A 25,036-nucleotide genomic window follows, 5' to 3' on the forward strand; every position below is an offset into this window, starting at 1 on the left:
CACCGCCTCGCCGCGACCGCCTCGCCTCAAGCGCCACACCGCCGCGCCGCACCCGCACCCTGTGGCCGCGGTGTCCCTTGTGCACCATCCGTCACACGGGTGAGGGGAGTGCACCGGCGCGTTCGGAACCTACTCGATCGTCACGAGTGCGTCACCGGAGGCGGACTGGCCGGTTTCCGGTCCAGGCCATTGGGGCATTCACCACGTGGCGTGGGGCAAAGGAGGTCTCGGGGGTGGCGTTGGTGGTGGCACAGGAGGTGCCCACGTCGTCGAGCATGGCCGTTCCCCATGGCCCTGCGGGCGTGGGTGAGGCGCGACACCGGATGCGGGAGCAGTTGAGCCGCAACGGGATGTCCGAATCGGTCGTCGACGACGCGGTACTGATCCTTTCGGAACTGCTCAGCAACGCCTGTCGGCACGGGAGACCGCTGGGCCGCGACGCGGACGTGGGCGAGGGTGACGTCCGTGCGGCGTGGAGCATCGACAAGGCCGGTGGCCTGAGGGTCGAGGTGACGGACGGCGGTGGTCCCACCCGGCCCGTCCCGGCCACCCCGTCGGTCACCGCGCGCGGCGGCCGCGGGCTGAACATCATCAGCGCGCTCGCCCAGGACTGGGGCGTACGGGACAGCGCGACGGGTGAGGTCACGGTGTGGGTGCTGGTCACCGAGGGCCACCGCCGCGAGGACTTCGCGGCGCGGGTCGGCGGCGGCTCCGGACTCGACTTCCTGGACGCGTACGACGAGCTGGAGTGAGGCCGAGGTCCGGCACAAGGCCCGGGCCGCACCCCTAGGCAGGGGCCCGGCCCCGGTGGCGGTCCCCGCTCCGGCTCCGGCCGCGACCCCGGTGCCGGCCGCGACCCCGGTGCCGGTGACCGACAGCCGACCTGGTGCCGGTGCCGGCCGCGACCCCGGTGCCGGCCGCGACCCTGGTGCCGGTGCCGGTGACCGACAGCCGGCCCGGTGACAACCACCGGTGCCGGTTCGGAATCCGACAGCCGGCCCGGTGACCGACAGCCGGTGTTCGTACGGCCGTTCCGGCGGGCGGGCCTTGTCGCCCGCCCGGTGGAAGGCGTCCGGCATCCCGGCATGCGGGACCGCGTACGGCTAGGCTCGCGCCCGACACAGCACCGCCGCGATCGGGAGAAAGCCACACCATGGCCAAGAAGCGCCCCCAGACGAAGCCCGGCAAGGCCGGCACGACCGGCCAGGGACAGGTCACGAACGGGGAGATCCCGGTCGTCGGCGCGCGCGAGCCCTGCCCCTGCGGTTCGGGTCGCCGTTACAAGGCGTGTCACGGCCGGGCCGCCGCGCACGCCGTGACCGAGCTCGTCCAGCGCCCCTTCGAGGGACTGCCCGGCGAGTGCGACTGGGTCGCGCTGCGCGAGCTGGTCCCCGCCGCGACCGCGCCGCTCACCCTCAAGGGCGGGCTGCCCGAGGGCGTGCCGTCCGTGACGCTGGCGACCGTGCTGCCGATGGCCTGGCCCGCGCTGCGCCGCGACGACGGCTCCGTGCTGATCGCGCTGCAGAACGACACCTCGTCCGGCGACCTGGCCCGCGACCTCGCCGACACCCTGGAGCGCGCCCTGGTGGCCGAGCCCGGGACGCCGGTCGCCGCCCGTCGCGTACCGGCGGAGGGTCCGCGACTTCAGGATCTGCTCGACCTGGACAGCGATTTTGCGCCGGACGTGCACTCCGGTTTCGAATTCTGGATTCCGGAGTCGGCGGACAATTCCAACCCGGAGGTCGCCGCCTCCCTGGAGCGCGCCAACGCCGCCGCCATCCCCACCGTGAAGCTGGCCGGCGTCGACTCGGCGTACTGGTGCGAGACCCCGGACAAGAACCACCTGCGCTGGGTCATGCCGCACCCCGAGGAGAAGCTGCTCGACGCGCTGGCCCGGCTCCAGGCCGCCGGCACCTCCTCGCTCGGCCCCGACACCCGCCTCGTGGGCTCGTTCCGGGCGCACGGCCTCATGGTTCCGGTGTGGGACCTGCCGACCACGATGACGGCGGAGGACTGCGAGAAGCCCGCCGCCGAGTTCGCCGAGCGGCTCGCCGCGGCCCTTGCCTCGGACGCCCCGCTGAGCACCGAGGAGCGCCGGGCGCGCGGCGGTCTCACCAACCGTCAGGTGACGCTGAGCTGACACCCCGGGCGGGATCGGTGACTGACAGACCGACCAGTCGGTGACGTCCGCCACAACCCCTCGTCCGAGGGGCTAAATCCCTGTCCGAATAACCGAGATCGAATTTGCGAACGGCAGATCTCTTGTTACCGTTCTTGAAGCCCGGTCGCTGGTGCATCCCCCGTCGCCAGCGACCGGGTCTTCTCATGCCCGGGAAAGCTCCCGGAAGGCCGCGGCGCTCGGCGCGCGGCTCAAATGCCGTCGGACTCCGGTGCGTTGCTGCCCGAGCGCAGGAGCAGCGGTGCCTCGCCGTCCTCTCCCGCCCCGGCGAATTCCGACACGGCCGAATATGCCTCGGCGGCCCCGCGACCGCGTTCCCTCGGCGTCTCGCACGTCCCCGGTTCGTCCCGCGCCTCGACCGCGCACCGCACCTGTACGGTCCGCCCGCCGGGGGCCATCAGTGTGAGGACCGCGTCGAGCTCCTGGCCCGTCGTGTTCCGGTAGTACGTACGCGCCCAGGTGTCGGCGCCCTCGGTCACCACACAGGTCTGCGCCTCGACGCCGTCGGGTGAGGCGAGTTCCGGTCCGCAGCGCGTGGCGGAGGGAAGGGGAGCGGCCTGCGCCTCCCCCTCGGAAGCCGCGGAGGGCGGGAAAGCCGGGGCGGCCGGGGAGGCGGGGGAGGCGGGGGAGGCGGGGCGGGAGTCGCCGGGACGGTGGTCGCCGAGGTCCAGATCCGAGAGCAGTTCCTTCGGCTTCGCGTCGTCGGCGGCACCGGAAGCGCCGGACGTACCGGAAGCACCTGAGGCACCGGACGACTCCCCGGCCCGTTCCGCGGTGGGGCCGGCCGACGCGGCGATCGGTACCAGTACGGCGATCACCACGGCGGCCCCGAGCCCCAGACCACGAAGCTTCGCCGGACTCATGCGCCCCATACGTCGGCCCACCCGCTTCTCCGGTCCTCCGGTTCTCCGGAACGGATCCTCGGATCCTCGGATCCTCCGTACGGATCCTCCCGGCGAAGATAGCCGCGGCCGGCGGACTCCCGGCCGGCCGCGCGGCCGTTTCCCCTGGATGTCGGGGCGTTCCACACCCGTTCGGGTGAACGGGTGCCGGGAGGACGTCAGTACGCGAGTCTGCTGCCGCCGCCCGGCGTACTCGAACTCGCCTCGACCAGCGCGTCCACCACGGCCTCCACGTCCGGCAGCCACGGCCGCGCGGAGCCCTCCAGCGGCGCCCGCTCCCAGCGGACCTGACCGGTCCCGGTGGTCGGGGGCGGCAGCGGCAGATAGCCGCCCTCGCCGTGGAAGCGCAGCGAGCTGGGCACGCTGTCCTTCGCGTAGAGGAGGTCCCCGAGCCGTTCGAGGTCGTACGGGGCGACGAGGATCGCCCAGCGGGTGGGCGTGGCGACGACCGGGCCGAGCCGCATGCCCTGCGCGTCGAGCGCGGCGAGCGCCCGGGCGCCGGCGACGGCCGGCAGGCTCACCGCGCAGGGGGCGCGGCCCCCGGTGGCGAGCAGGACCGGTGCCTCGGGGCGGCTGCTCCACCACCAGCGGATCATGCGGGCGTCGGTGGTGGCCGCGAGGAGGCCGGGGTCGAAGGGGTGGGCCCCGGGCACCACGCACTCGGGGTCGGGACAGGCGCAGCTCGCGGCGGCGGCCGCGCGGGAGGCGGCGCCCACGGGCACCTCCGCCGCCGAGCCGGACCCCTGAGACCGGGACCCCGTGGCCCCGGCGCCCGCAGCCCCCCTGACCGCCGAGCCCGAGCCCGAGCCCGTAACCCCGGATCCCGCAGACCCGGCGCCCACAGCCCCCGAGCCCCTGGTCCCCGAGCCCGTAACCCCGGACCCCGCAGCTCCCGCACCCGTCCATCCGGTCGCCGAAGCGCCCGCCCTCAGCCATCCGGAAGCCCATGATCCGGGGCCCCACGTTCCGGCAGCCCATGATCCGGAGCTCCGCGCAAGGGCCGCCCGCAGTCGCAGCACCCGCGAGGTGGCCACTGGGCCGATCGCCGGACCGTCCGCCGGACCGTCCGTCGGGTCCACGCCCTCGGCCCCCGCGGTCCCCGATGCGCTCGCCGCCCCGGGTCCGCTCGATGTCACCGATCCGGTCGTCCGCAGGCCCACGCCGGGCAGCACCGGCCAGTCCCAGGCGGTGGCGTACAGGAGCGCGGCGTCGGCGGAGCCGGGGGTGGCCCGTGCTCCGCGGTCACCGCGCCGCCTGCGCGGGGCCCGGCCCGTCCGCCGCAGGTCCTGCGCGCCGGGCGCCTCGCGTGCGCCCTGCTCGGCACGCGCACCGCGCGCACCGCGCACGCCCTGGGGCTCCTGGTCGCCTTGCGTGTGCTTCGCGCTCTCCATGCCCTCCGTGCCCGCCTCGCGCTTCCCGCGCCCGAACCGGAGCCTGCGTCGCCTTCCGAGGATCTCGCGCATGAGCGCTCGTTCCTTTCCGTTGAACGCCGAATCCACATCACACCCGTGCACCACGTGTCGTCTCGCATCACACCACGTGCACGCGTCTTCACCGTGCGTATCACCGCGCGTCAGCGCGTACGAGCTGCGCCCGAGCCGGACTGCGCTCCCGACGATCTCTCCCGACGATCTTTCCGGCGATCTTGCCGGGCGATCCATCCGAACGATCTTTCCGGGCGGTCCGGGCGGTCTTTCCGGTCGGTCTTTCTCAGGCGTCGTTCCTGGCGGTCGTTCCTGGCGGTCGTTCCAGACCGAGGTCCTGCCGGAACACGTTCCCCGCCACTCGGGTAGGGGTGCTGCCTGCGGCGATGAGGACGCCCGGGTTCCGCGTCCGTATTCAGGGGCGTGTCCAACTGCCCCTGCCCGTCACCGATTACGTACCCGTCACGCTCGAAATGACGCTCTTTCAAACGACGCCAGTCGACCGCAAATGGTGCACACCGGGGGCAATTTTCGGCCAACTTCCCCTACTCTTCAACCCTCTCGTCACATCTCACGGACACCAGAAGTCCCATGGTGACAATGCTGGACATCGATCCACATGTGCGTGTAGATGTGGATCGATGGATAGCGGCGCAGAATGACTTGGGGGTTTGCGATGCTATTGCATGAAACGCGCAGGTCGGAAAGCCGAGTGCCATGACTACACCTCGCGCGCCGAAAGTGGCCGGAATCGATTCCACTGTTCCTTCTCCCCCGCACACTGCGGCGCCCGCCGCCCCCATCCCGCCGCTGCCCTCCGGAGACCTGGCCCCGGGCGGGCCGCTCCAGGACCGCCTCGCCGGCTGGGTCTCCGATCTCACCCTTCTCCACGAACACACCGAGTCCCTGATCAGGACCACCGCCCTCGACGACGCCCTGCACGAGGTGCTGCGCGCCGGCGCCTCCCTCGTCGGGGCCCGCCGCGGCATGGCCGTCCTCGAACCGGCCGACGGCCTCGGCCCGGCCACCACCGTCGGCCTCGGCCTCGCCCACGCCGAGCTCGGCACCATCGAGACCGTCCCCCGCAGCGTCACCTCGTACGGCCGCATCCTCGACGGTCTCGATCCGTTGCCCGAAGGCACCCTGCCGCGCCCCATCGCCATCCCCGACCTGCGCGGCGAGCGGGACCTCGACCCGCGCCACCGCGAGGTCGCGGCCCGGCTCGGCTACGCCGCCAGCTACGCCCTGCCGCTCGCCACCGAGGAGGCCGGGAAGCTCGGCGCCGTCGTCTGGCTGTACGACGAGCCCGCCGAGCCCGCCGAACGCCAGCGCCACCTCGTCGGCCTCTACGGCAGGTTCGCCACCGAACACCTGGCCCGCCTCCTGGAGGTCGAGCGCGCCCGCGCCCAGGTCGCCACCGTGGCCGCGGAGCTGCTGCCCAGTCGGCTGCCCCGGGTCGCCGACGTACAGCTCGCGGCCCGGCACCGCACCGGCCCGCGCGGCGGCGGCGACTGGTACGACGCCCTTCCGCTGCCGGAGGGCGCCCTCGGTCTCGCCGTCGGCTCGGTCAGCGGCAGCGGGCCGAGCGCACTGGCCGCCATGGGCCGGCTGCGGGCGTCCCTGCGCGCCTACGCCGTGATGGAGGGCGAGGACCCGGTCGCCGTCCTCTCCGACCTGGAACTGCTGCTCCGCCTCACCGAACCGGCCCGCTCGGCGACCGCGCTCTTCGCCTACTGCGAGCCGCAGGCGCGCCGGATCGTCCTGGCCGGGGCCGGGCACACCCCTCCACTGATCGTCGGCGAGCACCGCACCGAGTACGTGGAGACCTCGCTCTCCGCCCCGCTCGGCATGCTGGCCTGCTGGGAGGCGCCCAGCGTCGAGCTGTCGCCCGCGCCCGGAGAAACGGTGCTGCTGTACACCGACGGGCTGCTCCGGCGGACCGGCGATCCCATGGACCGGGCCTTCGCACGACTGCACGCCGCCGCGGCGAGCGTGCCGGCGGCGGACCGGGCCGACCCGGGCGCCGTCGCGGACCACGTCCTGCGGACCGTGCTGCCGGAGGGCCTGGACGCGCCCGCCGCCGACGGGGAGGACGTGGTCCTGCTCGCGGCACGCTTCGAGTGAGCGGTGAGCACGGCCACCACCGCCCCCGCCCCGCACCGGTGCCCCACAGGTAAGAGGTCTTCCGCCTCTGGGACCCTTCCGCACGACCGTACGATGGTGATGGTTCAGTGTCGTACCACTGTCGTACCCACAAGGAGGCAGACCCGTGGCCGAGGAGCTCACGCCGGAGAACCCGGAGACCCCGGAGGAATCCGAAGAGCAGCCGATCAAGCAGCGCAAGAACGGCCTGTACCAGGGCGTCTCCGACGAGCTCGCCGAGAACATGAGGTCCGGCTGGGCCGACACCGAGCTGCACGGCCTGGAGCCGATCGCCCAGGCCGCCCACACCGCCGCCCGGCGCGCCGCGCTGTCCGCCCGCTTCCCGGGCGAGCGCCTGGTGATCCCGGCCGGCAACCTGAAGACCCGGTCGAACGACACCGAGTACAGCTTCCGCGCCTCCACCGAGTACGCGTACCTCACCGGTGACCAGACGCACGACGGCGTGCTCGTGCTCGAGCCGGTCAAGGGCGGCGGTCACCAGGCCACGATCTACCTGCTGCCGCGCTCGGACCGCGAGAACGGCGAGTTCTGGCTCGACGGCATGGGCGAGCTGTGGGTCGGCCGCCGCCACTCCCTCGCCGAGGCGGAGCAACTGCTCGGCATCCCGGCGAAGGACGTCCGCGAGCTGCCCGCGTGGCTGAAGGAGGCCACCGGCCCGGTCCGCAACGTCCGCGGCCACGACGCCGGCATCGAGGCCGCGCTCGTCGACAAGGTCACCGCCGAGCGCGACGAGGAACTGCGCGTCTACCTCTCCGAGGCCCGCCTCGTGAAGGACGCGTTCGAGATCGCCGAGCTGCAGAAGGCGTGCGACTCCACCGCCCGCGGCTTCGAGGACGTCGTCAAGGTCCTCGACAAGGCCGAGGCGACCAGCGAGCGCTACATCGAGGGCACCTTCTTCCTGCGCGCCCGGGTCGAGGGCAACGACGTCGGCTACGGCACCATCGCCGCCGCCGGCCCGCACGCCTGCACCCTCCACTGGGTCCGCAACGACGGCCCGGTCCGCTCCGGCGACCTGCTGCTGCTCGACGCCGGCGTGGAGACCACCGAGCTCTACACCGCCGACGTCACCCGCACCCTGCCGATCAACGGCCGGTTCACGGACGTCCAGCGCAAGATCTACGACGCCGTGTACGAGGCGCAGGAGGCCGGCATCGCCGCGGTGAAGCCCGGCGCCGCCTACCGCGACTTCCACGACGCGGCGCAGCGCGTGCTCGCCGAGAAGCTGGTCGAGTGGGGCCTGGTCGAGGGCCCGGTCGACCGGGTCCTGGAGCTCGGCCTGCAGCGCCGCTGGACCCTGCACGGCACCGGCCACATGCTCGGCATGGACGTCCACGACTGCGCCGCCGCGCGCACCGAGGCGTACGTCGACACCACCCTGGAGCCGGGCATGTGCCTGACCGTGGAGCCCGGGCTCTACTTCCAGGCCGACGACCTGACCGTGCCGGAGGAGTACCGGGGCATCGGCGTCCGGATCGAGGACGACATCCTCGTCACGGAGGACGGCAACCGGAACCTCTCGGAGGCGCTGCCGCGCCGCTCCGACGAGGTCGAGGCGTGGATGGCGGGCCTGAAGGGCTGATCCCACCCGCGCGCCGTACGACGCCGCCGTCCGAGGCCCCCGCCGACCGTCCGTCGGCGGGGGCCTCGCACGTCAGCTCAGGGCGCAGGGTCCGTACGTCACGTCAGGGCGCAGGGTCCGTACGTCACGTCAGGGCGCAGGGGTCCGTACGTCACGTCAGGGCGAGCGGGGCGTCCGCGCGCCACTTGATGATCTTGTCGAAGCTGACCAGCGCCCCGCCCCGGCCCGTACGGCCGAAGTGGACGTGGTCGGCCAGCTCCTCGATCAGCCGCAGGCCGCGGCCGTGCTCGGCGTCGTCCGCCGCCGCCGCGGCCGTACGGCGCTCCACCACCGTGCCGGAGAAGCCGGGGCCCGAGTCGGCCACCTCGATGCGGCAGGTCTCGCCGTCGAGGTAGGCGGTGACGCGGTACGCCTCCGAGGCCGCGCCCCGGCCCTGGGCGTCCCGGCCGCCGTGCTCGACGGCGTTCGCGCACGCCTCGGTCAGGGCCACCGACAGCTCGTAGGACACGTCGGGATCGACACCGGCGGTCTCCATCGTGCCGAGCAGCAGTCGCCGGGCGAGCGGGACGCTCGCGGCCTCGCGCCGCAGATGCAGGGACCACCAGATGCTCATGCTTCAGCCTCCTGGCTGCGGCTCGACATGCTGCGGCACGACATACCGATACGTATTGCCGTGCGGGGTGACTCGTAAGCCCCGGGGAGCCGCAAGTGCGCTCGTTCGGCGGATGCACTCGCCCCGTGCGGGGTGTATGTCGCCCGCCTGTGGGGTGTATGTCGCCCCGAAGGCGCCCAAGCGTGACCTTCCGGACCTGCCGCGTGCGGGGGCAGGGGCTGGTGCGATGATGGGCCCGCCATGTCTGCCCCCGCGCTCGCGCCACGCATGCTGAGGGCCGCGGTGTTCACCGCGGTCTGTGTCGTGCTGTCCGGGCTCGGGCACGCGCTGGCCTCGTGCGCGGGGATCGCCGCGTGGTCGCTGGTCGCCGGCTTCCTCGGCGTCTTCGGGATCACGGTGCTCTTCGCCGGGCGGGAGCGTTCGCTGCCCGCCGTCGTCGGCGCGCTGGCGGGCGGTCAGCTCGCCCTGCACGCCCTGTTCGGGCTCGGGCAGCGCCGGTTCGTCGCCGGCCCCGGGACGAACGAGACCCTGATCCGGCTCGCCGCCAAGCTGGTGTGCGGACGCGGCACCGCCGCCCTGAGCCCGGCCGACGCGGCCCGGATCGTCGGCGACGCGGGCCTCGCCCCCACCGCCCCCACGGCGGCCGGGGCCGGGGCCGCGGCCGGGGTCCATGACCACCTGGCCGGGATGACCGGCCTGCCGGGCGCGGCGGGCGCGACCGCGCGGACCGCCGAACTGGTGCCCAGCCTGCCGATGCTGCTCGGCCACCTGCTGGCCGCGCTCGTCACCGGCTGGCTGCTGCGGCGCGGCGACCTCGCCCTCGGCCGGCTCGTCGCCCTGTCCGGGCAGGGCGCCACCGAGTTCGCCGAGTGCGCGCTCGTACGGTCCCTGCGCGCCGCGCTCCACCTCGTACGGGCCCTGCTCGCCGGTCTGCCGGGCGTTCCGGCCGACGGGCCGGGCGGCCCCGCCCGTACCGCCTTCGACTCCTCACCGCCGCCAGTGGCCGCGGTGCTGCTCGCGGACACGGTGATCAGGCGCGGCCCGCCGGCCGCCTCCTGCGTCCTCGCAGCCTGACGCGGACCGCTCCTCGAGGGGTGGGTCCGCGGTCGTCCGCGCCCGCGCGCGGAACGCACACCCGCCTTTCGACGTCTTCCGGACGCCCGTCCAGGGATCTCTGTCCGGCGGATGTCTTCCGCACCTCTCCTTGGAGTTGGAGTGTCTTCTGCCATGAGCGTTCTCCGTACGCACCCGTCCCGTACGTTCCTCGCCCGCGCCGCCGTCTCCGGTGGTGTGGCCGTCTCCTCCGCGCTGCTGCTGTCCGGCACCGCCTTCGCGCACGTGAGCGTGCAGCCGCAGGGCGAGGCCGCCAAGGGCGGCTACGCGACCGTCAACGTCAAGGTGCCGAACGAGCGCGACAACGCCTCCACCGTGAAGGTCGAGATCAACTTCCCGACCGAGCACCCGCTGGCGTCCGTGATGCCGCAGCCGGTCCCCGGCTGGAAGGTCGAGGTCACCAAGGCGAAGCTCGCCAAGCCGCTGGAGATCCACGGCAAGAAGATCAACGAGGCCGTCGCCAAGGTCACCTGGTCCGCGGACGGTTCGAAGATCGGCCCCGGCCAGTTCCAGCAGTTCCCGCTGTCCCTCGGCAGGCTGCCGGAGGACGCCGACCGGCTCGTGCTCAAGGCGATCCAGACCTACGACAACAACGAGGTCGTCCGCTGGATCGAGGAGCCGAAGGAGGGCGCCGCCGAGCCCGAGAGCCCGGCCCCCGTCCTGAAGCTGTCCGCCGCGGCCGACGACCACCACGGTGGCGCCGCCACGCCCGCCACCGGCGACGACCAGGCCGACAAGGCCGACAAGAGCGAGAAGGACGGAAAGGGCGACGGGCACGAGGAGGCCGCGGACGCCGGCTCGACCGACACCGCCGCCCGCGTGCTCGGTGTCGTCGGCATCCTCGTGGGCCTCGCCGGAATCGCCTTCGGTGTCCTCGCCGGGCGCCGCCGCTCGGCCTGACGGCCTCCGCTCCTCACCCGAAAGAAACACCATGTCCGACACCACGAAAGACGGCGGCCGCCCCGGCCGCCGTGCCCCGCTGATCGTCGCCGCCGTGGCGATCGTCGCGGCGATCGGCATCACGGCCACCGTCGGCCTCGGCGGCGGCGACGACCGGACCCCCGGCACCGGCACCGCTCCCGTCGCCGAGGTCTCCGGCGGCACCGACCCCGCCAAGGCCGCCACCGTCCTCGACCGGCCCTTCACCAAGCCCGACCTCGTCCTCACGGACACCAAGGGCCAGAAGTACGACCTGCGCGAGCGCACCAAGGGCAAGCCGACGCTGATCTACTTCGGCTACACGCACTGCCCGGACGTCTGCCCGCTGACCATGAGCAACATCGCCATCGCGCGCAAGCAGCTCCCCAAGGCGGACCAGGACAAGCTCCAGGTCGTCTTCGTCACCACCGACCCGGAGCGGGACACCGCCGCCGAGCTCGGCAAGTGGCTGCCGGCGGCCGGCGACCCGTCCTTCGTCGGACTCACCGGCGACTTCCCGGCGATCCAGGCCGGCGCCCGCTCCATCGGCATCGGCATCGACCCGCCGAAGAAGGAGAAGGACGGCTCCGTCGTCTCCATGCACGGCGCCCAGGTGATCGCCTTCTCGCCGACGACCGACCAGGGCTATGTCCTGTACGGCGAGGACACCACCGCCGAGCAGTACGCCGAGGACCTGCCGAAGCTCATCAAGGGGGAGAACCCGTGACCCGCCGCACCACCGCCCTGTCCGCCGCCGTCGCCCTGGCCGCCGCGCTCGCGCTGACCGGCTGCTCGTCCGAGGACGGCTCGTCGGCCGGCTCGTCGGGCGGCGCCTCGAACAGCTCCTCGAACGGCAAGCCCGAGCTCAAGGTGAGCGGCGCGTTCATGCCGCAGCCGGTGATGGACATGGCCGGCGGCTTCCTCACCATCACGAACGACAGCGCCACCGCCGACAAGCTCACCTCCGTCACGAGCCCGATCTCGGACGACGTCCAGATCCACGAGACGAAGGACCAGAAGATGCGGCAGGTGAAGTCCTTCGACATCCCGGCCAACGGCGAGCTCAAGCTCGAACGCGGCGGGAACCACATCATGTTCATGGGCCTGAAGCAGAAGCCCAAGCAGGGCGACAAGGTCGCCGTCGAGCTGCACTTCGAGAAGTCCGACCCCATCAAGGTCGAGCTTCCCGTCGAGGCGCCCAACCACAACCCGAAGCAGCACTGAGCTCGCCCAAGGAAGTGACAGAACCCATGACGACCATCGCCCCGCGCCTCGGGCCGGCCCTCGCCCGGCTGCTGCTCGTCGCCGCCGCGCTCCTGGGGACGCTGCTCGCCACCGCGGGCCCCGCGTCCGCGCACGCGGCGCTGACCGGCAGCGACCCGCAGGACGGGGCGGTGGTCGCCACCGCCCCCAAGGAGGTCAACCTGACCTTCTCGGAGCAGGTCGCCATGAGCGACGACTCCATCCGGGTCCTCGACCCGGCGGGGAAGCGCGTCGACACCGGCGAGATGCGCGACCTGTGCAGCGGCTCGATCGTCCGCTACGGGGTGGCCCTGCGGCCCGGACTGCCCGACGGCACCTACACCGTGGCCTGGCAGACCGTATCCGCCGACAGCCATCCCATCGCCGGAGCCTTCACCTTCTCCATCGGCGCCCCCTCCACGACCGCCGTCGCCCTGCCCGACACGGCCGTGGGCGGCGGCCTTGTCGGCGCGCTGTACGGGATCGCGCGCTACCTCTCGTACGCTGCCTTCGTCGTCCTCGTCGGCGGCGGCGCCTTCGTCCTGGTCTGCTGGCCGCGCGGGGCCGCCGTGCGGCCGGTGCAGCGGCTGGTGGTCCGGGGCTGGCTCGCGCTGACCGCGGCCACCCTCGCACTGCTGCTGCTCCGTCACCCGTACACCCGGACGGGCCGGCTCGGGGACGTCCTCGACCTGGGCGGTCTGCGGGCCGTCCTGGAGACCAAGACGGGTGCCGCGCTCTCCTCACGGCTGCTGCTGCTCGGCGCGGCGGCGCTCTTCGTGGCCGTGCTGTTCGGCGCGTACGCCCGGCGGTCGGACGAGAAGGAGCACCGGGACCTCACGTTCGGGCTCGCCATCGGCGGCAGCGTCGTCGCCGCGGGCATCGCCGGTACGTGGGCGCTCGCCGAGCACGCCTCGACCGGGCTCCAGCCGGGCATCGCCATGCCGGTCGACATCCTGCACCTGCTGGCCGTCGCGGCCTGGCTCGGCGGACTGACCGCCCTGCTCGTCGCCCTCCAGTGGGGCCCGCCGGTGGAGCGGTCGGCGGTCGAGCGCTACTCGAGGCTGGCGTTCGGCTCGGTGGTCGTCCTGGCGGTCACCGGGATCTACCAGTCCTGGCGGCAGGTCGGCACCTGGTCCGCGCTGACCGACACCCGGTACGGGCAACTGCTCCTGGTCAAGATCGGCCTGGTCGCCGTCCTCGTGGGCATCGGCTGGGTGTCGCGGCGCTGGGTGCGGCGGCTCGGGGAGGCGGCGGAGCCCGAGCCCCGGGCGGAGACCGGGGCCGAGACCGAGCGCGAGCCCGAGACGGAGACCGAGCGCGAGCCCGAGACGGAGACCGAGCGCGAGCCCGAGGCCGAGGCCGAGGCCGAGGCCCCCGTGGCCGCGGACGCCGTCGACCCCGAGCGGGCCGAGCAGCTCGCGCGTCAGCGGGCCGCCGTCGCCGTCGCGCGGCGGAAGAAGGAGCGGGACGCCGACCCCGAGCGGGCCGGACTGCGCCGTTCCGTGCTCACGGAGGCCGCCGTCGCCGTCGTCCTGCTCGCGGTGACGACCGTACTGACCTCCACCGAGCCCGCCCGCACGGAGGTGGAGGCGGGCCGGGTCGGCTCTCCGGCCGGCGCGGCCGCCGTCCCCGACCGCCCCATCGACGTGCGGCTGCCCTTCGACACCGGCGGCGTCGACGGCAAGGGCACCGTGCAGATCACCCTGGACCCGGGCCGGACCGGAGCCAACGCGCTGCACCTGTACGTGCTGCGGCCCAACGGCCGGGCGCTCGACGTCCCCGAGGTGAAGCTCGCCTTCACCCTCAAGGAGAAGGACGTCGGCCCACTGCCCGTGCTGCCCGACCGGATCCAGACCGGACACTGGACGGCGAGCGGCGTCCAGCTCCCGATGCCGGGCGAGTGGCTGATGCAGGTGACGATCCGCACCTCCGACATCGACCAGACCACCATCGAGAAGAACGTGAAGATCGGCTGACCCCGTGAGCAAGACAGAGACAGAGACCCGGTCCGAGGGCGACGACAGCGTGGAGATCTCCCGGCGGCGCGTGCTCGGCACCGTCGGCGCGGCCGGCGCGGCCGGGCTGGTGATCGGCGCGGCCGGCGGGGTCGGCATCTCCGCGGCGACGTCCGACGGCGCATCCCCCTCCTCCGGTGCGCCCGCCCTCACCACGGTCGGCGCGACCGAGGTGATGTTTCACGGGAAACATCAAGCGGGGATCACCACTCCGCTTCAGGCCCGCGGCCATCTGGTCGCCTTCGACCTCGTCCCGGGCGCGGGTCGCAAGGAGGCCGCCGCGCTGCTGCGCCGCTGGTCGGCCACGGCCGAGGCGCTGATGGCGGGCAGGCCGTCGACCGACGACACGGGCATCGCCCTGGACGCCGGCCCGTCGTCCCTCACGGTCACCTTCGGCTTCGGCCGCACCTTCTTCGACCGCACCGGTCTCGCCGCCCGACGCCCGACGCAGCTCGACCCGCTGCCCGCCTTCTCCTCCGACGCCCTCGACCCGAAGCGCTCGGAGGGCGATCTGTGGGTGCAGATCGGCGCCGACGACGCGCTGGTCGCCTTCCACGCGCTGCGCGCGCTCCAGAAGGACGCGGCCGGGGCGGCCCGGGTGCGCTGGCAGATGAACGGCTTCAACCGCTCGGCCGGTGCCACCGCCCGCCCGATGACGGCCCGGAACCTGATGGGCCAGGTCGACGGCACCGGCAACCCCAAGCCGTCCGACCCGGACTTCGAGCGCCGGATCTTCGTGCCGCAGGGCGCGACCGGCGCGCAGGACTGGATGGCGGGCGGCTCCTACGCGGTGGTCCGGCGGATCCGGATGCTCCTGGACGACTGGGAGAAGCTGCCGCTGGACAAGCAGGAGAAGGTGATCGGCCGGCGGAAGGCGGACGGTGCCCCGCTGACCGGCGGGACCGAGACCACCGAGCTGGATCTGGACCGGATCGGCCCGGACGGCAAGGCGGTCATCCCCGACAACGCCCACTCCCGGATCTCCGCCCCCGAACAGAACGGCGGGGCGGCGATGCTGCGCAGGCCGTTCTCCTTCCACGACGGGATCGGGCCGGACGGGACGCCCGACGCCGGGCTGCTCTTCATCTGCTGGCAGGCGGACCCGCTGCGGGGCTTCGTCCCCGTGCAGCGCAAGCTCGACCGGGGCGACGCGCTGTCCCCGTTCATCCGGCACGAGTCGAGCGGTCTGTTCGCGGTGCCGGGCGGGGCGGCGGAGGGCGAGTACGTGGGGCAGCGGCTGCTGGAATCCTGACCGGAGGCCGCCCCGGACCGGCTGCCATTAGGGTGACCGTATGTCAGCCACCCGGTATACGTATCTCGGTCCCGAAGGCACCTTCACGGAGGCCGCGCTGCGTACGCTGCCCGAGGCCGCGACGCGGGAGCTCGTGCCGATGGTCTCGGTGCCGGCCGCGCTGGACGCCGTGCGCAACGGCGAGGCGGCGGCGGCGCTCGTGCCGATCGAGAACTCGGTCGAGGGCGGGGTCACCGCGACCATCGACGAGCTGGCCTCGGGCGAGCCCCTGATGATCTACCGCGAGGTGGTCCTGCCGATCGCCTTCGCCCTGCTCGTACGGCCCGGGACCACGCTGTCGGAGATCAAGACGGTCACCGGTCACCCGGTGGCCCAGCCGCAGGTGCGGAACTGGCTGCGGGCCCATCTGCCGGAGGCGGTGTGGGAGTCGGCCGCCTCCAACGCGGACGGGGCCCGGCTGGTCCAGGAGGGCCGCTTCGACGCGGCCTTCGCGGGCGAGTTCGCGGCGGCGACCTACGGTCTGGAGGCCCTGGTCACCGAGATCCACGACGCCGAGAACGCGGAGACGCGGTTCGTGCTCGTGGGCCGGCCGGCCCGCCCGGCGGCGCCGACCGGGGCGGACAAGACCTCGGTGGTGCTGTGGCTGGGCGACGACCATCCGGGCGCCCTGCTGGAACTCCTCCAGGAATTCGCGGTGCGCGGGGTCAACCTGATGCTGATCCAGTCGCGGCCGACGGGGGCCGGAATCGGCAACTACTGCTTCGCCGTCGACGCCGAGGGACATATCGCGGACCGCCGGGTCGGCGAGGCCCTGATGGGTCTGAAGCGGATCTGTCCGAAGGTGCGGTTCCTCGGCTCGTATCCGCGGGCGGGCGTCTCGGTCGAGGACGTACGGGCGCTGCGGCGCGGGACCTCGGACGCGGAGTTCACGGCGGCGTCCGACTGGCTGGCGCGGATCCAGGACGGCCGGGCCTGATCCAGACCGGGCCTCAGCCGGACGGGGCCTGATCCACAGAGTTATCCACAGGCATGGGGGTCGGCCTGGGGACAAGTCGACAAGCGCGCGGCGCCGGGTCGACAAATCGCTGTCACCCCTGGTCCGAAAGGCCACCCCTGGGGAGAACAATTCCCACTCGAAGGGGTGGGAAAATGCCGGGGAAGATCGACGATCATCACCGTCCACAGATCTTTCGCACACCCTGTGGATAACTCTTCGCCTTATCCCCGAGCGAAATCCATGAAAAGCAAAGCAATTCGGGCAAAGCGACACGCATGGTTATACGGGGTGGGGCCGGTACCAGCCGCACCGGTAGCCTGGTGGGGTGATTGACCTTCGCCTGCTCCGTGAGGACCCCGACCGTGTTCGCGCCTCCCAGCGCGCCCGTGGAGAGGACGTCGCGCTCGTCGACGCCCTGCTCTCCGCCGATGAGCGGCGCAGGTCGTCCGGCGTCCGCTTCGACGAGCTCCGTTCCGAGCAGAGGGCGCTCGGCAAGCTGATCCCCAAGGCCACCCCCGAGGAGCGCGCCGCGCTCCTGCAGAAGGCCGAGCAGCTCAAGACCGACGTCAAGGCCGCCGAGGCCGAGCAGAACGAGGCCAACGAGACGGCCCGTACGCTCCTCCTCCAGCTCGGCAACATCGTCCACCCGGACGTGCCCGTCGGCGGCGAGGAGGACTTCGTCGTCCTCGAGACGCACGGCACCATCCGCGACTTCGCGGCCGAGGGCTTCGAGCCCAAGGACCACCTGGAGCTCGGCGAGGCGCTCGGCGCCATCGACGTCGAGCGCGGCGCCAAGGTCTCCGGCTCGCGCTTCTACTACCTCACCGGCGTCGGCGCGCTCCTGGAGCTCGCCCTCGTCAACGCGGCGATCGCCCAGGCCACCGAGGCCGGCTTCATCCCGATGCTCACCCCCGCGCTGGTCCGCCCGCGCGCCATGGAGGGCACCGGCTTCCTCGGCCAGGCCGCGGAGAACGTGTACCACCTGGAGAAGGACGACTACTACCTGGTCGGCACCTCCGAGGTCCCGCTCGCCGCGTACCACATGGACGAGATCATCGACGCCGACAAGCTGCCGCTGCGGTACGCCGGCTTCTCGCCGTGCTTCCGCCGCGAGGCCGGCACGTACGGCAAGGACACCCGCGGCATCTTCCGCGTCCACCAGTTCGACAAGGTCGAGATGTTCTCGTACGTCGCTCCGGAGGACGCCGAGGCCGAGCACAAGCGCCTCCTGGACTGGGAGAAGCAGTGGCTGACCTCCCTGGAGCTGCCGTTCCAGGTGATCGACGTCGCCACCGGCGACCTGGGCGCCTCCGCCTCCCGCAAGTTCGACTGCGAGGCGTGGATCCCGACCCAGGGCAAGTACCGCGAGCTGACCTCCGCCTCCAACTGCGACGGCTTCCAGGCCCGCCGCCTGTCCGTCCGCATGCGCGACGACAAGGACGGCAAGAAGGTCGTGCAGCCGCTGGCCACCCTGAACGGCACGCTGTGCGCCGTCCCGCGCACCATCGTGGCGATCCTGGAGAACCACCAACTGGCCGACGGCTCCGTGCGGGTGCCCGAGGTGCTGCGCCCCTACCTCGGCGGCCGTGAGGTCCTGGAGCCGATCTCCAAGTGAGCTCCTTCCCCTACCGCCTGGTCGCGACGGACCTCGACGGCACGCTGCTGCGGTCCGACGAGTCCGTCTCGGCCCGTACGCGGGACGCGCTCGCCGCCGCGACGGCGGCGGGCGCCGCGCACATCGTGGTCACCGGCCGGGCGGTGCCCTGGACCCGGCACATCCTCGACGACCTCGGCTACGAGGGGCTCGCGGTGTGCGGACAGGGCGCGCAGGTCTACCACGCCGGCGAGCACCGGCTGCTGACCTCGCTGACCCTCGACCGGCAGCTCGCCGGGCTCGCCCTCTCCAAGATCGAGGCGGAGGTCGGGCCGCTGGCCGTGGCCGCCAGCCGCGACGGTCTGGAGGGCGAGGTGCTGATCGGCCCCGGCTACCGGACCCAGGAGGGCCCGCTGCCGTACGTGCCGTACGAGGACCCCGCGGAGCTGTGGTCGGCGCCGCTGACCAAGCTGTACGTCCAGCATCCGACGCTCGGCGACGACGAGCTGGTCCGGGCCGCCCGTACGACCGTCGGCGCCCTCGTCGACGTCGTCATGGCGGGCGCGGGCATCGTCGAGATCCTGCCGCTCGGGCTCAGCAAGGCCACGGGTCTGTCGCTCGCCGCCCGTCGGCTCGGCGTGAAGGCCGCGGAGACGATCGCGTTCGGCGACATGCCCAACGACATACCGATGTTCGGCTGGGCGGCCCACGGCGTGGCGATGGCCAATGCCCACGAGGAGCTGAAGGCGGTGGCCGACGAGGTCACGGCCTCGAACGAGGAGGACGGCATCGCCGTCGTCCTGGAGCGCCTGCTCGACTCCTAGAGGCGTCCGTACGTGGAGCGGGGCGGCCCGCGCGGTTCGCCTCCGCGCGCTCGAAGCGGCCGCCCCGTTCCCGTACCCCTTCAGTGTGCGTCCGGGCGCCCCGCCCCCACCAACGGTTTTCGTCCGTGTTGGGGCCGTGCCGGGGCCGGGTGAGCGGCCGGAACGCGAGCCCGACGACCAGCGAGATCGCGTGGCCGAGATCGGTGTACGTCCGGGTGGTGACCAGCGGCACGGTGAAGAAGCCCACCGCGGCCGCCAGGTAGAGCCGGCGCCAGTGCGGCCGGGCGAGGCGGTAGGTGAGGACGCCGGCCGAGGCGGCGAGGCCGTAGCTCACCCCGATGTCGACGACGTGCGCCATGCTGCGCGGCACGTCGTGGTCCCGGATCGCCTCCAGGACCACCGTCTGGCTGATGAGGGTGGCCGCGATGTGCGCGGTGGCGACGACGGCCAGCCACCTGAGCGTGCCGAGCCACCGCTCCACCGGCGCGTGGAAGACCTCGAACAGCACGGCGTAGAACAGCAGGCTCTCCGGGTTCTCGATCCAGAAGGCACTGCCGAGCAGCGCGCGCACCGGATGCCGGGAGAGCTCGTACAGATTGCTGCTGTGGCGGTGCAGCAGGGTGTGCCCGAGGCCGTCCGGGGAGAGCGCGACGACCAGACTCGTGAGCGCGATGACGGCGAGCCAGAGATGCGTACCGGGTGACGAACGCACCCACGACCTGATCGGCCGGGACGGTTCGCCACCCGGGGCACGAGACATGAGGAGAAACCTCGGAAAGCTCGGAGAGGCTCGGGAGAGCTCGGGAAAGTCCGGGAGACCTCGGCGGACTCAGAAGTTGATCATGTGTCCGGCGATGCCGTGGATCGCTTCCTTCACGGCCTCGCCCAGCGTCGGGTGGGCGTGGACGTTGCGGGCGACCTCGTGGACGGTGAGGTCCCACTGCTGCGCCAGGGTGAGCTCGGGCAGCAGCTCGGTGACGTCGGGGCCGATCAGGTGGGCGCCGATGATCTCGCCGTACTTGGCATCGGCGACGATCTTCACGAAGCCGGTCGAGTCGCCGAGGCCGTGCGCCTTGCCGTTCGCCATGAACGGGAACTTGGCGACCTTGACGTCGTAACCCTTCTCGCGGGCCTGCGCCTCGGTGTAGCCGAAGCTCGCGATCTGCGGCTGGCAGTAGGTGGCGCGCGGGATCATCGCGTAGTCGAGCTCCATCGTCTCGGCGTCCGCGATGGTCTCGGCGGCGATGACACCCATGGCCTCGGCGGTGTGCGCGAGCATCAGCTTCGCGGTGACGTCGCCGATGGCGTAGATGTGCGGCACGGAGGTGCGGCAGCGGCCGTCGACGTCGATGGCGCCGCGCTCGGTGAGGGCGACACCGGTGTTCTCCAGGCCGTAGCCGGAGACGTTCGGCGCGAAGCCGATGGCCTGCAGGACCTTGTCGGCCTCCAGAACCTTGCTCGCGCCGTCCTTGCCGGTGACGGTGACGCGGACCTGCGGGCCGGACTCGTCGATCGCCTCGACGCGGGTCGAGGTGAGGACGTCGATGCCGAGCTTACGGTACTGCTTCGCCAGCTCCTTCGACACCTCCTCGTCCTCCAGCGGGGCCATCCGGTCGAGGAACTCGACGATGGTGACCTTGGTGCCGTAGTTGTTCAGCACGTACGCGAACTCGATGCCGATCGCGCCGGCGCCGGCGATGACGATCGACTTCGGGGCGTCCTCGGCGAGGATCTGCTGCTCGTAGGAGACGACGCGGTCGCTGAGCGAGGTGCCGGGCAGCAGGCGCGGGGAGGCGCCGGTGGCGATGATGCAGTGGTCGAACGCGATCGTCTGCGTGGTGCCGTCGGACTTCGCCACCTGCAGGGTGTTCGCGTCGAGGAAGGTGCCCCGGCCGTCGAACTCGGTGATCCCGTTCTTCTTCATGAGGAAGTGGACACCCTTGACGCGGCCGTCCGCGACCGTGCGGCTGCGGCGGAACGCCTCGCCGTAGTCGAAGGAGACGGTGCCGTCGACCTTGATGCCGAACGTCTTGGCCTCGTGGTGGAAGATGTGGGCCAGCTCGGCGTTGCGCAGCAGCGCCTTGGTGGGGATGCAGCCGACGTTCAGGCAGACACCGCCCCAGTACTTCTCCTCGACGACCGCGACCCGCTTGCCCAGTTGGGCGGCGCGGATGGCGGCGACGTAGCCGCCGGGGCCAGCTCCGAGTACGACGACGTCGAAGCGGTCTGACATGACTGACTCCCGAGGGTGGTGAGGGTGTTCGGTCGCGTACGAGTCCAGCGAGTCCACGTACGAGGCAACAGTAGTCCTGGAGCGCCCGAGCGTCAGTTGTAGGATGACTGGGCAAGCGGACGAATGAGGGTGGACATGGCACTGAAGGCGGCGGGACGGACCTCGCTGGTGGACTCGGTCGTGGAGCAGTTGCGGGCCCAGCTCGCGGAGGGCGCGTGGGCGGTCGGCGACCGCATCCCGACCGAGCACGAGCTCGCCCAGACCCTGGGCGTCGGCCGCAACACCGTCCGCGAGGCCGTACGGGTGCTGGTCCACTCCGGGCTCCTGGAGTCCCGGCAGGGCAACGGCACCTTCGTCAGGTCGACCGCCGACCCGGCGGCCGTGCTGCACGGCGTCCGGCACGCGGGCGCCCGGGACGTCCTGGAGCTGCGGGTCGCCCTGGAGGCGGAGGCGGCCCGGCTCGCGGCGGCCCGGCGGGACACCCACGACCTGCTGCGGCTGCGGGCCGCGCTCACCGGGCTGCGCGAGGAGGGCGACCGCGACGCGGACGCCGACCTCGCCTTCCACCTCGCGGTCGTCGAGGCCACCCACAACACCGCCTTCCGCGAGGTCTACCGCTTCTTCTCCGCCCAGGTGCACGAGGTCCTGGTGCACGCGCTCGGCGACCGCGCGATGCCGCCGGTCGACATCGACGCCCACGAGGCCCTCGTCGCGGCGATCGAGGCGGGCGACGCGGACGCGGCCGAGGCGGGCGCGCGCGAGCTGCTGCGCGTGCCGATGGAGACCGTGGCGGCACTGGCGACGGAGGCCGCACGGTGACGCCCTCGGACACGAAGCCGCTGTCCGAGAGCGAGGGCGGGGAGCAGGCGTACGAGGGCGAGAGCGGGGTCCGGTCGCACGAGGGCGGGGGCGGGTCGTACGAGGACGGGGGCCGGCTCTCGGAGGGCGGGGGCGGGTCGTACGAGGGCGGGGGCCGGCTCTCGGGGGGCGGGGGCCGGCTCTCGGGGCGTGGGGGCCGGTCGTACGAGGGCGGGGGCCAGCTCTCGGGGAGCGGGATCCGGCTCTCCGGGCGTGGGGGCCGGTCGAACGCCGTGGGGGCGGCCGGGCGGCGCGTGCTGCTCGCGCACCCGGTGCTGCTGCTCGTCGGCATCGTGCTCGCCTCGCTCAACATGCGGGCCGCGCTGGCGAGCGTGTCGCCGCTGGTGAGCGAACTGGCGGAGACGTACGGGCTGTCCTCGGCCGCGAGCTCCCTGGTGACCTCGGTGCCGGTGCTCTTCCTGGGGCTCGGCGCGCTGCTGGCGCCCTGGCTCGGCCGGCGCCTCGGCGCCGAACGGGTGCTGTTCGCCGCCCTGCTGCTGCTCGGCGCCGGGATCCTGGTGCGGATCCTGCCGTCGGCGGCCGCGCTCTACGGCGGCGGGGTGCTGGTCGGCACGGCCATCGCCCTGCTGAACGTGCTGATGCCGGGCCTGATCAAGCGGGACTTCCCGGACCGGGCCGCGTCCATGACCTCCGTCTACACGGGCGCGATGATCGCGGGCGCCACGGTCGTCGCGGCGGCCTCGGTTCCGCTGGAGCGGGCCCTCGGCGGCTGGCGGGCCTCGCTCGGCTTCTGGTCGCTGCTCGCGGTGGTGGCGGCCGTCGCATGGCTGCCCCAGGTCCTGATCGCCCGGGGCCGTACGGGACACGGGGCGCGGGGCGCCGCGGGCGCCGGCACGGTGCCGGGGCCGGTGCGGTCGGTGTGGCGGTCGGCGCTGGCCTGGCAGGTGACCCTGTTCATGGGGCTCCAGTCGCTGTGGTCGTACGTGCTGATCGCCTGGATGCCGACGATCTTCACGGACCACGGGATGAGCCGCTCCACGGCCGGGGTGATCTTCGCCTTCAACAACCTGATCCAGGTCGCTGGCGCCTTCGCCGTCCCGCTGCTCGCCGGCCGGATGCGCGGCCAGCGGCCACTGGTCGTGCTGGTCACGACCCTGGTCGCGGCGGGGTACGCGGGACTGATGATCGCGCCGGTGGAGGGCGCCTGGGTCTGGTCGGCGGTCCTCGGGGTGGGGCAGGGCGGGGCGGTCGGCCTCGCGCTCACCCTGATCGTGCTGCGCTCCGGCGACGCGATGACGGCCGCCCGGCTCTCCGGGATGGCCCAGACCGTCGGCTATCTCCTCGCCGCGGTCGGGCCGCTGGCCGCCGGCGCCCTCCACCAGGCCACCGGTTCCTGGACGCCGCCGATCGTCGCCGTCCTCGGCGTGTGCGCCGCGGCGCTGGCGGTGGGCCTGCTGGCGGCCCGGGACCGTACGGTCTGAGGAGCCGTACGGTCCCGGGCCGCCAGGCCGCCCGCTACTCCTCGCCCGCCAGGGTGAGCGTGCGCAGCTTGTGGCCCGCGAACCAGGTGGCCGCGACCGTCACGCCCGCCAGCAGCACGACCGCCGTCGACAGGCCGACCTCCGAGGAGATCAGGCCCTCGCCGGTGACCTTCTCGGCCAGGGCGAGCGCCCACTGCTGGACGCTGAGCGTCTTGGCGCCCGAGATGAGGGAGCCGAACAGGGCCTCCCAGACCAGGGCGTAGACCAGGCCGATCACGACGGCGTGCCGGCTGACCGTGCCGAGGAGGAGGAAGAGCGCGCTGTACGCGATGGAGGCCACCAGGGCCGCCACGGTGTAGGCCACCGCCACCTGCTGCCCGTTGCCGTTCAGGATGAACCCGGCGAGGAGGGTGGGCAGCGCGGAGAAGACCATGGTCACCGCGATGGCGACGATCAGCTTGGTGAAGATGATCGTCGGCCGCTTCACCGGCTTGGCGAGGAGATAGACGATCGAGCCGTCGTCGATCTCCGGTCCGATCGCGCCGGTGCCGGCGATGACGCCGATCAGCGGCACCATGGTGGCGAGCGCGAAGCCACCGAGGACGTCGGCGGCGACTTGGTCGTCGGCGCCGTTGAACGCGCGGATCGCGGCCGCGATGACGAGCAGCAGGGCGGGCAGGGCGAAGAGGATCAGTGCCCGGCGGCGGCCGAGCAGGGCCCGGTAGGTGAGCCGTGCGACGGTGGGGTTGTACATCGGTCGGGCTCCTTTCAGGCCGTGACGAGATACGAGAAGACGGATTCGAGGGACTCGTCCGAGGGCGAGACCGTGAGGAGCCGGATGCCGCGCTCCCTGGCCACCTTCGGCAGCAGTTCGGTGAACCGGCCGAAGTCCACGGCCTGGACGCGCAGTCCGCCGTCGACGTGGTCGATCTCGATGCCGGCCGTCGACGGGTCGGCGATCAGCGCCGCCGCCAGGGACCGGTCGTCGCTGGAGCGGACGAGATAGCGGTGCGGCCGGTCGGTCATCAGCCGGCGGATGCGGCGGAAGTCGCCGGAGGCCGCATGGCGTCCGGCCACGATCACCTCGATGTGCGAGGCGAGCTGCTCGACCTCCTCCAGGATGTGCGAGGAGAACAGCACCGTGCGGCCCTCGGCGCCCATCCGGCGCAGCAGGTCCATCAACTGCATGCGCTGGCGCGGGTCCATGCCGTTGAAGGGCTCGTCGAGCAGCAGCACGGACGGCTCGTGGACGAGGGCCGAGGCCATCTTCACGCGCTGCCGCATGCCCTTGCTGTACGTGGCGATCTTGCGGTCCTGGGCGTACTCCATCTCCACCGTGGCGAGGGCCCGCCGGGCCTCGGCGTCGCCGAGGCCCTGCAACTCGGCGTTGGCGACGACGAACTCGCGGCCGGTGAGGAAGTCGTACATGGCCTCGCGCTCGGGGACGACGCCGATCTGCCGGTAGACCGACTCGTTGCGCCAGATCGTCGTCCCGTCGAGGGTGACGGTGCCGGTGGAGGGGGCGAGGAAGCCGCCCATCATGTTGATGAGGGTGGACTTCCCGGCGCCGTTGGGACCGAGGAGACCGGTGACGCCGGGGCCGATGGTCATGGTGACGTCGTTGACGGCCACGACGTTGCCGAACCAGCGCGAGACGTGGTCGATGGAAAGAACGCTCATGGGCGCAG

The 25,036-nt window shown here is 72.7% G+C and carries 22 protein-coding genes; 15 read left to right on the forward strand and 7 right to left on the reverse strand.

What is annotated here, in order from left to right:
• Positions 1-146: 146 nt before the first annotated feature.
• Positions 147-752 carry an ATP-binding protein gene (locus tag ABZ135_RS16935; protein ID WP_356696350.1) on the forward strand — a complete coding sequence of 202 codons (606 nt, stop codon included), beginning with the start codon at positions 147-149 and terminating at the stop codon, positions 750-752.
• A 401-nt stretch (positions 753-1,153) separates the two neighbouring features.
• Positions 1,154-2,140: a DUF5926 family protein gene (locus ABZ135_RS16940; RefSeq protein ID WP_356696352.1), complete on the forward strand. Its 987-nt coding sequence runs from the start codon at positions 1,154-1,156 to the stop codon at positions 2,138-2,140.
• A 230-nt stretch (positions 2,141-2,370) separates the two neighbouring features.
• Here ABZ135_RS16940 and ABZ135_RS16945 read toward each other — a convergent pair whose 3' ends face one another.
• Positions 2,371-3,042 carry a hypothetical protein gene (locus tag ABZ135_RS16945; RefSeq protein WP_356696354.1) on the reverse strand — a complete coding sequence of 224 codons (672 nt, stop codon included), beginning with the start codon at positions 3,040-3,042 and terminating at the stop codon, positions 2,371-2,373.
• Between the two features lie 197 nt (positions 3,043-3,239).
• Positions 3,240-3,803 carry a bifunctional DNA primase/polymerase gene (locus tag ABZ135_RS16950; RefSeq protein ID WP_356696356.1) on the reverse strand — a complete coding sequence of 188 codons (564 nt, stop codon included), beginning with the start codon at positions 3,801-3,803 and terminating at the stop codon, positions 3,240-3,242.
• 1,419 nt (positions 3,804-5,222) lie between these two features.
• On the opposite strand from ABZ135_RS16950, the gene ABZ135_RS16955 reads away from it, so the two are divergent.
• Both ABZ135_RS16955 and ABZ135_RS16960 read left to right on the forward strand, forming a co-directional pair.
• A complete protein-coding gene (locus ABZ135_RS16955) occupies positions 5,223-6,629 on the forward strand; it encodes a PP2C family protein-serine/threonine phosphatase (protein WP_356696358.1) in 1,407 nt (468 codons plus the stop codon).
• Positions 6,630-6,774: 145 nt separating this feature from the next.
• Positions 6,775-8,247: an aminopeptidase P family protein gene (locus tag ABZ135_RS16960; protein WP_356696360.1), complete on the forward strand. Its 1,473-nt coding sequence runs from the start codon at positions 6,775-6,777 to the stop codon at positions 8,245-8,247.
• Positions 8,248-8,398: 151 nt separating this feature from the next.
• Here ABZ135_RS16960 and ABZ135_RS16965 read toward each other — a convergent pair whose 3' ends face one another.
• The gene (locus ABZ135_RS16965; RefSeq protein ID WP_356696362.1) at positions 8,399-8,860 is read right to left on the reverse strand and encodes an ATP-binding protein; all 462 of its coding nucleotides are present in this window, start codon (positions 8,858-8,860) and stop codon (positions 8,399-8,401) included.
• A 240-nt stretch (positions 8,861-9,100) separates the two neighbouring features.
• On the opposite strand from ABZ135_RS16965, the gene ABZ135_RS16970 reads away from it, so the two are divergent.
• From ABZ135_RS16970 to ABZ135_RS17010, 9 genes are all read left to right on the forward strand, one after another.
• A complete protein-coding gene (locus tag ABZ135_RS16970; RefSeq protein ID WP_356696364.1) occupies positions 9,101-9,934 on the forward strand; it encodes a hypothetical protein in 834 nt (277 codons plus the stop codon).
• Between the two features lie 153 nt (positions 9,935-10,087).
• Positions 10,088-10,873: a YcnI family protein gene (locus ABZ135_RS16975; RefSeq protein ID WP_356696366.1), complete on the forward strand. Its 786-nt coding sequence runs from the start codon at positions 10,088-10,090 to the stop codon at positions 10,871-10,873.
• 31 nt (positions 10,874-10,904) lie between these two features.
• Positions 10,905-11,618 (forward strand): SCO family protein, encoded by a 714-nt coding sequence (locus ABZ135_RS16980; protein ID WP_356696368.1) that lies wholly within the window; start codon positions 10,905-10,907, stop codon positions 11,616-11,618.
• Positions 11,615-12,115, forward strand: a complete 501-nt coding sequence (locus ABZ135_RS16985; protein ID WP_356696370.1) for a copper chaperone PCu(A)C — start codon at positions 11,615-11,617, stop codon at positions 12,113-12,115. The genes ABZ135_RS16980 and ABZ135_RS16985 overlap by 4 nt, the downstream gene beginning before the upstream one ends.
• Before the next feature lie 26 nt (positions 12,116-12,141).
• Entirely contained in the window at positions 12,142-14,109 is a 1,968-nt protein-coding gene (locus tag ABZ135_RS16990) for a copper resistance protein CopC (RefSeq protein ID WP_356696372.1), read from the forward strand.
• Between the two features lie 4 nt (positions 14,110-14,113).
• Positions 14,114-15,400, forward strand: a complete 1,287-nt coding sequence (gene efeB / locus ABZ135_RS16995; RefSeq protein ID WP_356696374.1) for an iron uptake transporter deferrochelatase/peroxidase subunit — start codon at positions 14,114-14,116, stop codon at positions 15,398-15,400.
• A 40-nt stretch (positions 15,401-15,440) separates the two neighbouring features.
• Positions 15,441-16,376: a prephenate dehydratase gene (gene pheA / locus ABZ135_RS17000; RefSeq protein ID WP_356696376.1), complete on the forward strand. Its 936-nt coding sequence runs from the start codon at positions 15,441-15,443 to the stop codon at positions 16,374-16,376.
• A 346-nt stretch (positions 16,377-16,722) separates the two neighbouring features.
• Complete coding sequence (serS, locus tag ABZ135_RS17005; RefSeq protein WP_356696378.1) at positions 16,723-18,012, forward strand: serine--tRNA ligase; 1,290 nt, start codon at positions 16,723-16,725, stop codon at positions 18,010-18,012.
• Complete coding sequence (locus ABZ135_RS17010; RefSeq protein ID WP_356696380.1) at positions 18,009-18,815, forward strand: HAD family hydrolase; 807 nt, start codon at positions 18,009-18,011, stop codon at positions 18,813-18,815. Before serS ends, ABZ135_RS17010 begins: the two co-directional genes overlap by 4 nt.
• On the opposite strand, the gene ABZ135_RS17015 is transcribed toward ABZ135_RS17010, so the two are convergent.
• Together ABZ135_RS17015 and lpdA are read right to left on the reverse strand one after the other, a co-directional pair.
• Positions 18,754-19,575: a rhomboid-like protein gene (locus ABZ135_RS17015; RefSeq protein WP_356696382.1), complete on the reverse strand. Its 822-nt coding sequence runs from the start codon at positions 19,573-19,575 to the stop codon at positions 18,754-18,756. The two genes, ABZ135_RS17010 and ABZ135_RS17015, sit on opposite strands and share 62 nt — an antisense overlap.
• A gap of 69 nt (positions 19,576-19,644) precedes the next feature.
• Positions 19,645-21,048: a dihydrolipoyl dehydrogenase gene (gene lpdA / locus ABZ135_RS17020; RefSeq protein WP_356696384.1), complete on the reverse strand. Its 1,404-nt coding sequence runs from the start codon at positions 21,046-21,048 to the stop codon at positions 19,645-19,647.
• A gap of 135 nt (positions 21,049-21,183) precedes the next feature.
• Between lpdA and ABZ135_RS17025 the strand changes: the two genes are divergently transcribed.
• Positions 21,184-21,867, forward strand: a complete 684-nt coding sequence (locus ABZ135_RS17025; protein ID WP_356696385.1) for an FCD domain-containing protein — start codon at positions 21,184-21,186, stop codon at positions 21,865-21,867.
• A gap of 236 nt (positions 21,868-22,103) precedes the next feature.
• On the forward strand, positions 22,104-23,348 hold the full coding sequence (locus ABZ135_RS17030; RefSeq protein WP_356696433.1) for an MFS transporter: 1,245 nt from the start codon (positions 22,104-22,106) through the stop codon (positions 23,346-23,348).
• A gap of 34 nt (positions 23,349-23,382) precedes the next feature.
• On the opposite strand, the gene ABZ135_RS17035 is transcribed toward ABZ135_RS17030, so the two are convergent.
• Both ABZ135_RS17035 and ABZ135_RS17040 read right to left on the reverse strand, forming a co-directional pair.
• Positions 23,383-24,102, reverse strand: a complete 720-nt coding sequence (locus ABZ135_RS17035) for an ABC transporter permease subunit (protein WP_356696386.1) — start codon at positions 24,100-24,102, stop codon at positions 23,383-23,385.
• A gap of 14 nt (positions 24,103-24,116) precedes the next feature.
• The gene (locus ABZ135_RS17040; protein WP_356696387.1) at positions 24,117-25,028 is read right to left on the reverse strand and encodes an ABC transporter ATP-binding protein; all 912 of its coding nucleotides are present in this window, start codon (positions 25,026-25,028) and stop codon (positions 24,117-24,119) included.
• Positions 25,029-25,036: the final 8 nt, after the last annotated feature.

It is taken from the genome of Streptomyces sp. NPDC006339 (assembly GCF_040612775.1).
GTDB lineage: Bacteria > Actinomycetota > Actinomycetes > Streptomycetales > Streptomycetaceae > Streptomyces.

Excerpts from the sequence above, each read along its gene's own strand:
- ABZ135_RS16940 (WP_356696352.1), top strand. The coding sequence starts at position 1,154 with ATGGCCAAGAAGCGCCCCCAGACGAAGCCCGGCAAGGCCGGCACGACC.
- ABZ135_RS16945 (WP_356696354.1), bottom strand. The coding sequence starts at position 3,042 with ATGAGTCCGGCGAAGCTTCGTGGTCTGGGGCTCGGGGCCGCCGTGGTG.
- ABZ135_RS16955 (WP_356696358.1), top strand. The coding sequence starts at position 5,223 with ATGACTACACCTCGCGCGCCGAAAGTGGCCGGAATCGATTCCACTGTT.
- ABZ135_RS16965 (WP_356696362.1), bottom strand. The coding sequence starts at position 8,860 with ATGAGCATCTGGTGGTCCCTGCATCTGCGGCGCGAGGCCGCGAGCGTC.
- ABZ135_RS16970 (WP_356696364.1), top strand. The coding sequence starts at position 9,101 with ATGTCTGCCCCCGCGCTCGCGCCACGCATGCTGAGGGCCGCGGTGTTC.
- ABZ135_RS16975 (WP_356696366.1), top strand. The coding sequence starts at position 10,088 with ATGAGCGTTCTCCGTACGCACCCGTCCCGTACGTTCCTCGCCCGCGCC.
- ABZ135_RS16980 (WP_356696368.1), top strand. The coding sequence starts at position 10,905 with ATGTCCGACACCACGAAAGACGGCGGCCGCCCCGGCCGCCGTGCCCCG.
- ABZ135_RS16990 (WP_356696372.1), top strand. The coding sequence starts at position 12,142 with ATGACGACCATCGCCCCGCGCCTCGGGCCGGCCCTCGCCCGGCTGCTG.
- pheA (WP_356696376.1), top strand. The coding sequence starts at position 15,441 with ATGTCAGCCACCCGGTATACGTATCTCGGTCCCGAAGGCACCTTCACG.
- ABZ135_RS17015 (WP_356696382.1), bottom strand. The coding sequence starts at position 19,575 with ATGTCTCGTGCCCCGGGTGGCGAACCGTCCCGGCCGATCAGGTCGTGG.
- lpdA (WP_356696384.1), bottom strand. The coding sequence starts at position 21,048 with ATGTCAGACCGCTTCGACGTCGTCGTACTCGGAGCTGGCCCCGGCGGC.
- ABZ135_RS17025 (WP_356696385.1), top strand. The coding sequence starts at position 21,184 with ATGGCACTGAAGGCGGCGGGACGGACCTCGCTGGTGGACTCGGTCGTG.
- ABZ135_RS17035 (WP_356696386.1), bottom strand. The coding sequence starts at position 24,102 with ATGTACAACCCCACCGTCGCACGGCTCACCTACCGGGCCCTGCTCGGC.
- ABZ135_RS17040 (WP_356696387.1), bottom strand. The coding sequence starts at position 25,028 with ATGAGCGTTCTTTCCATCGACCACGTCTCGCGCTGGTTCGGCAACGTC.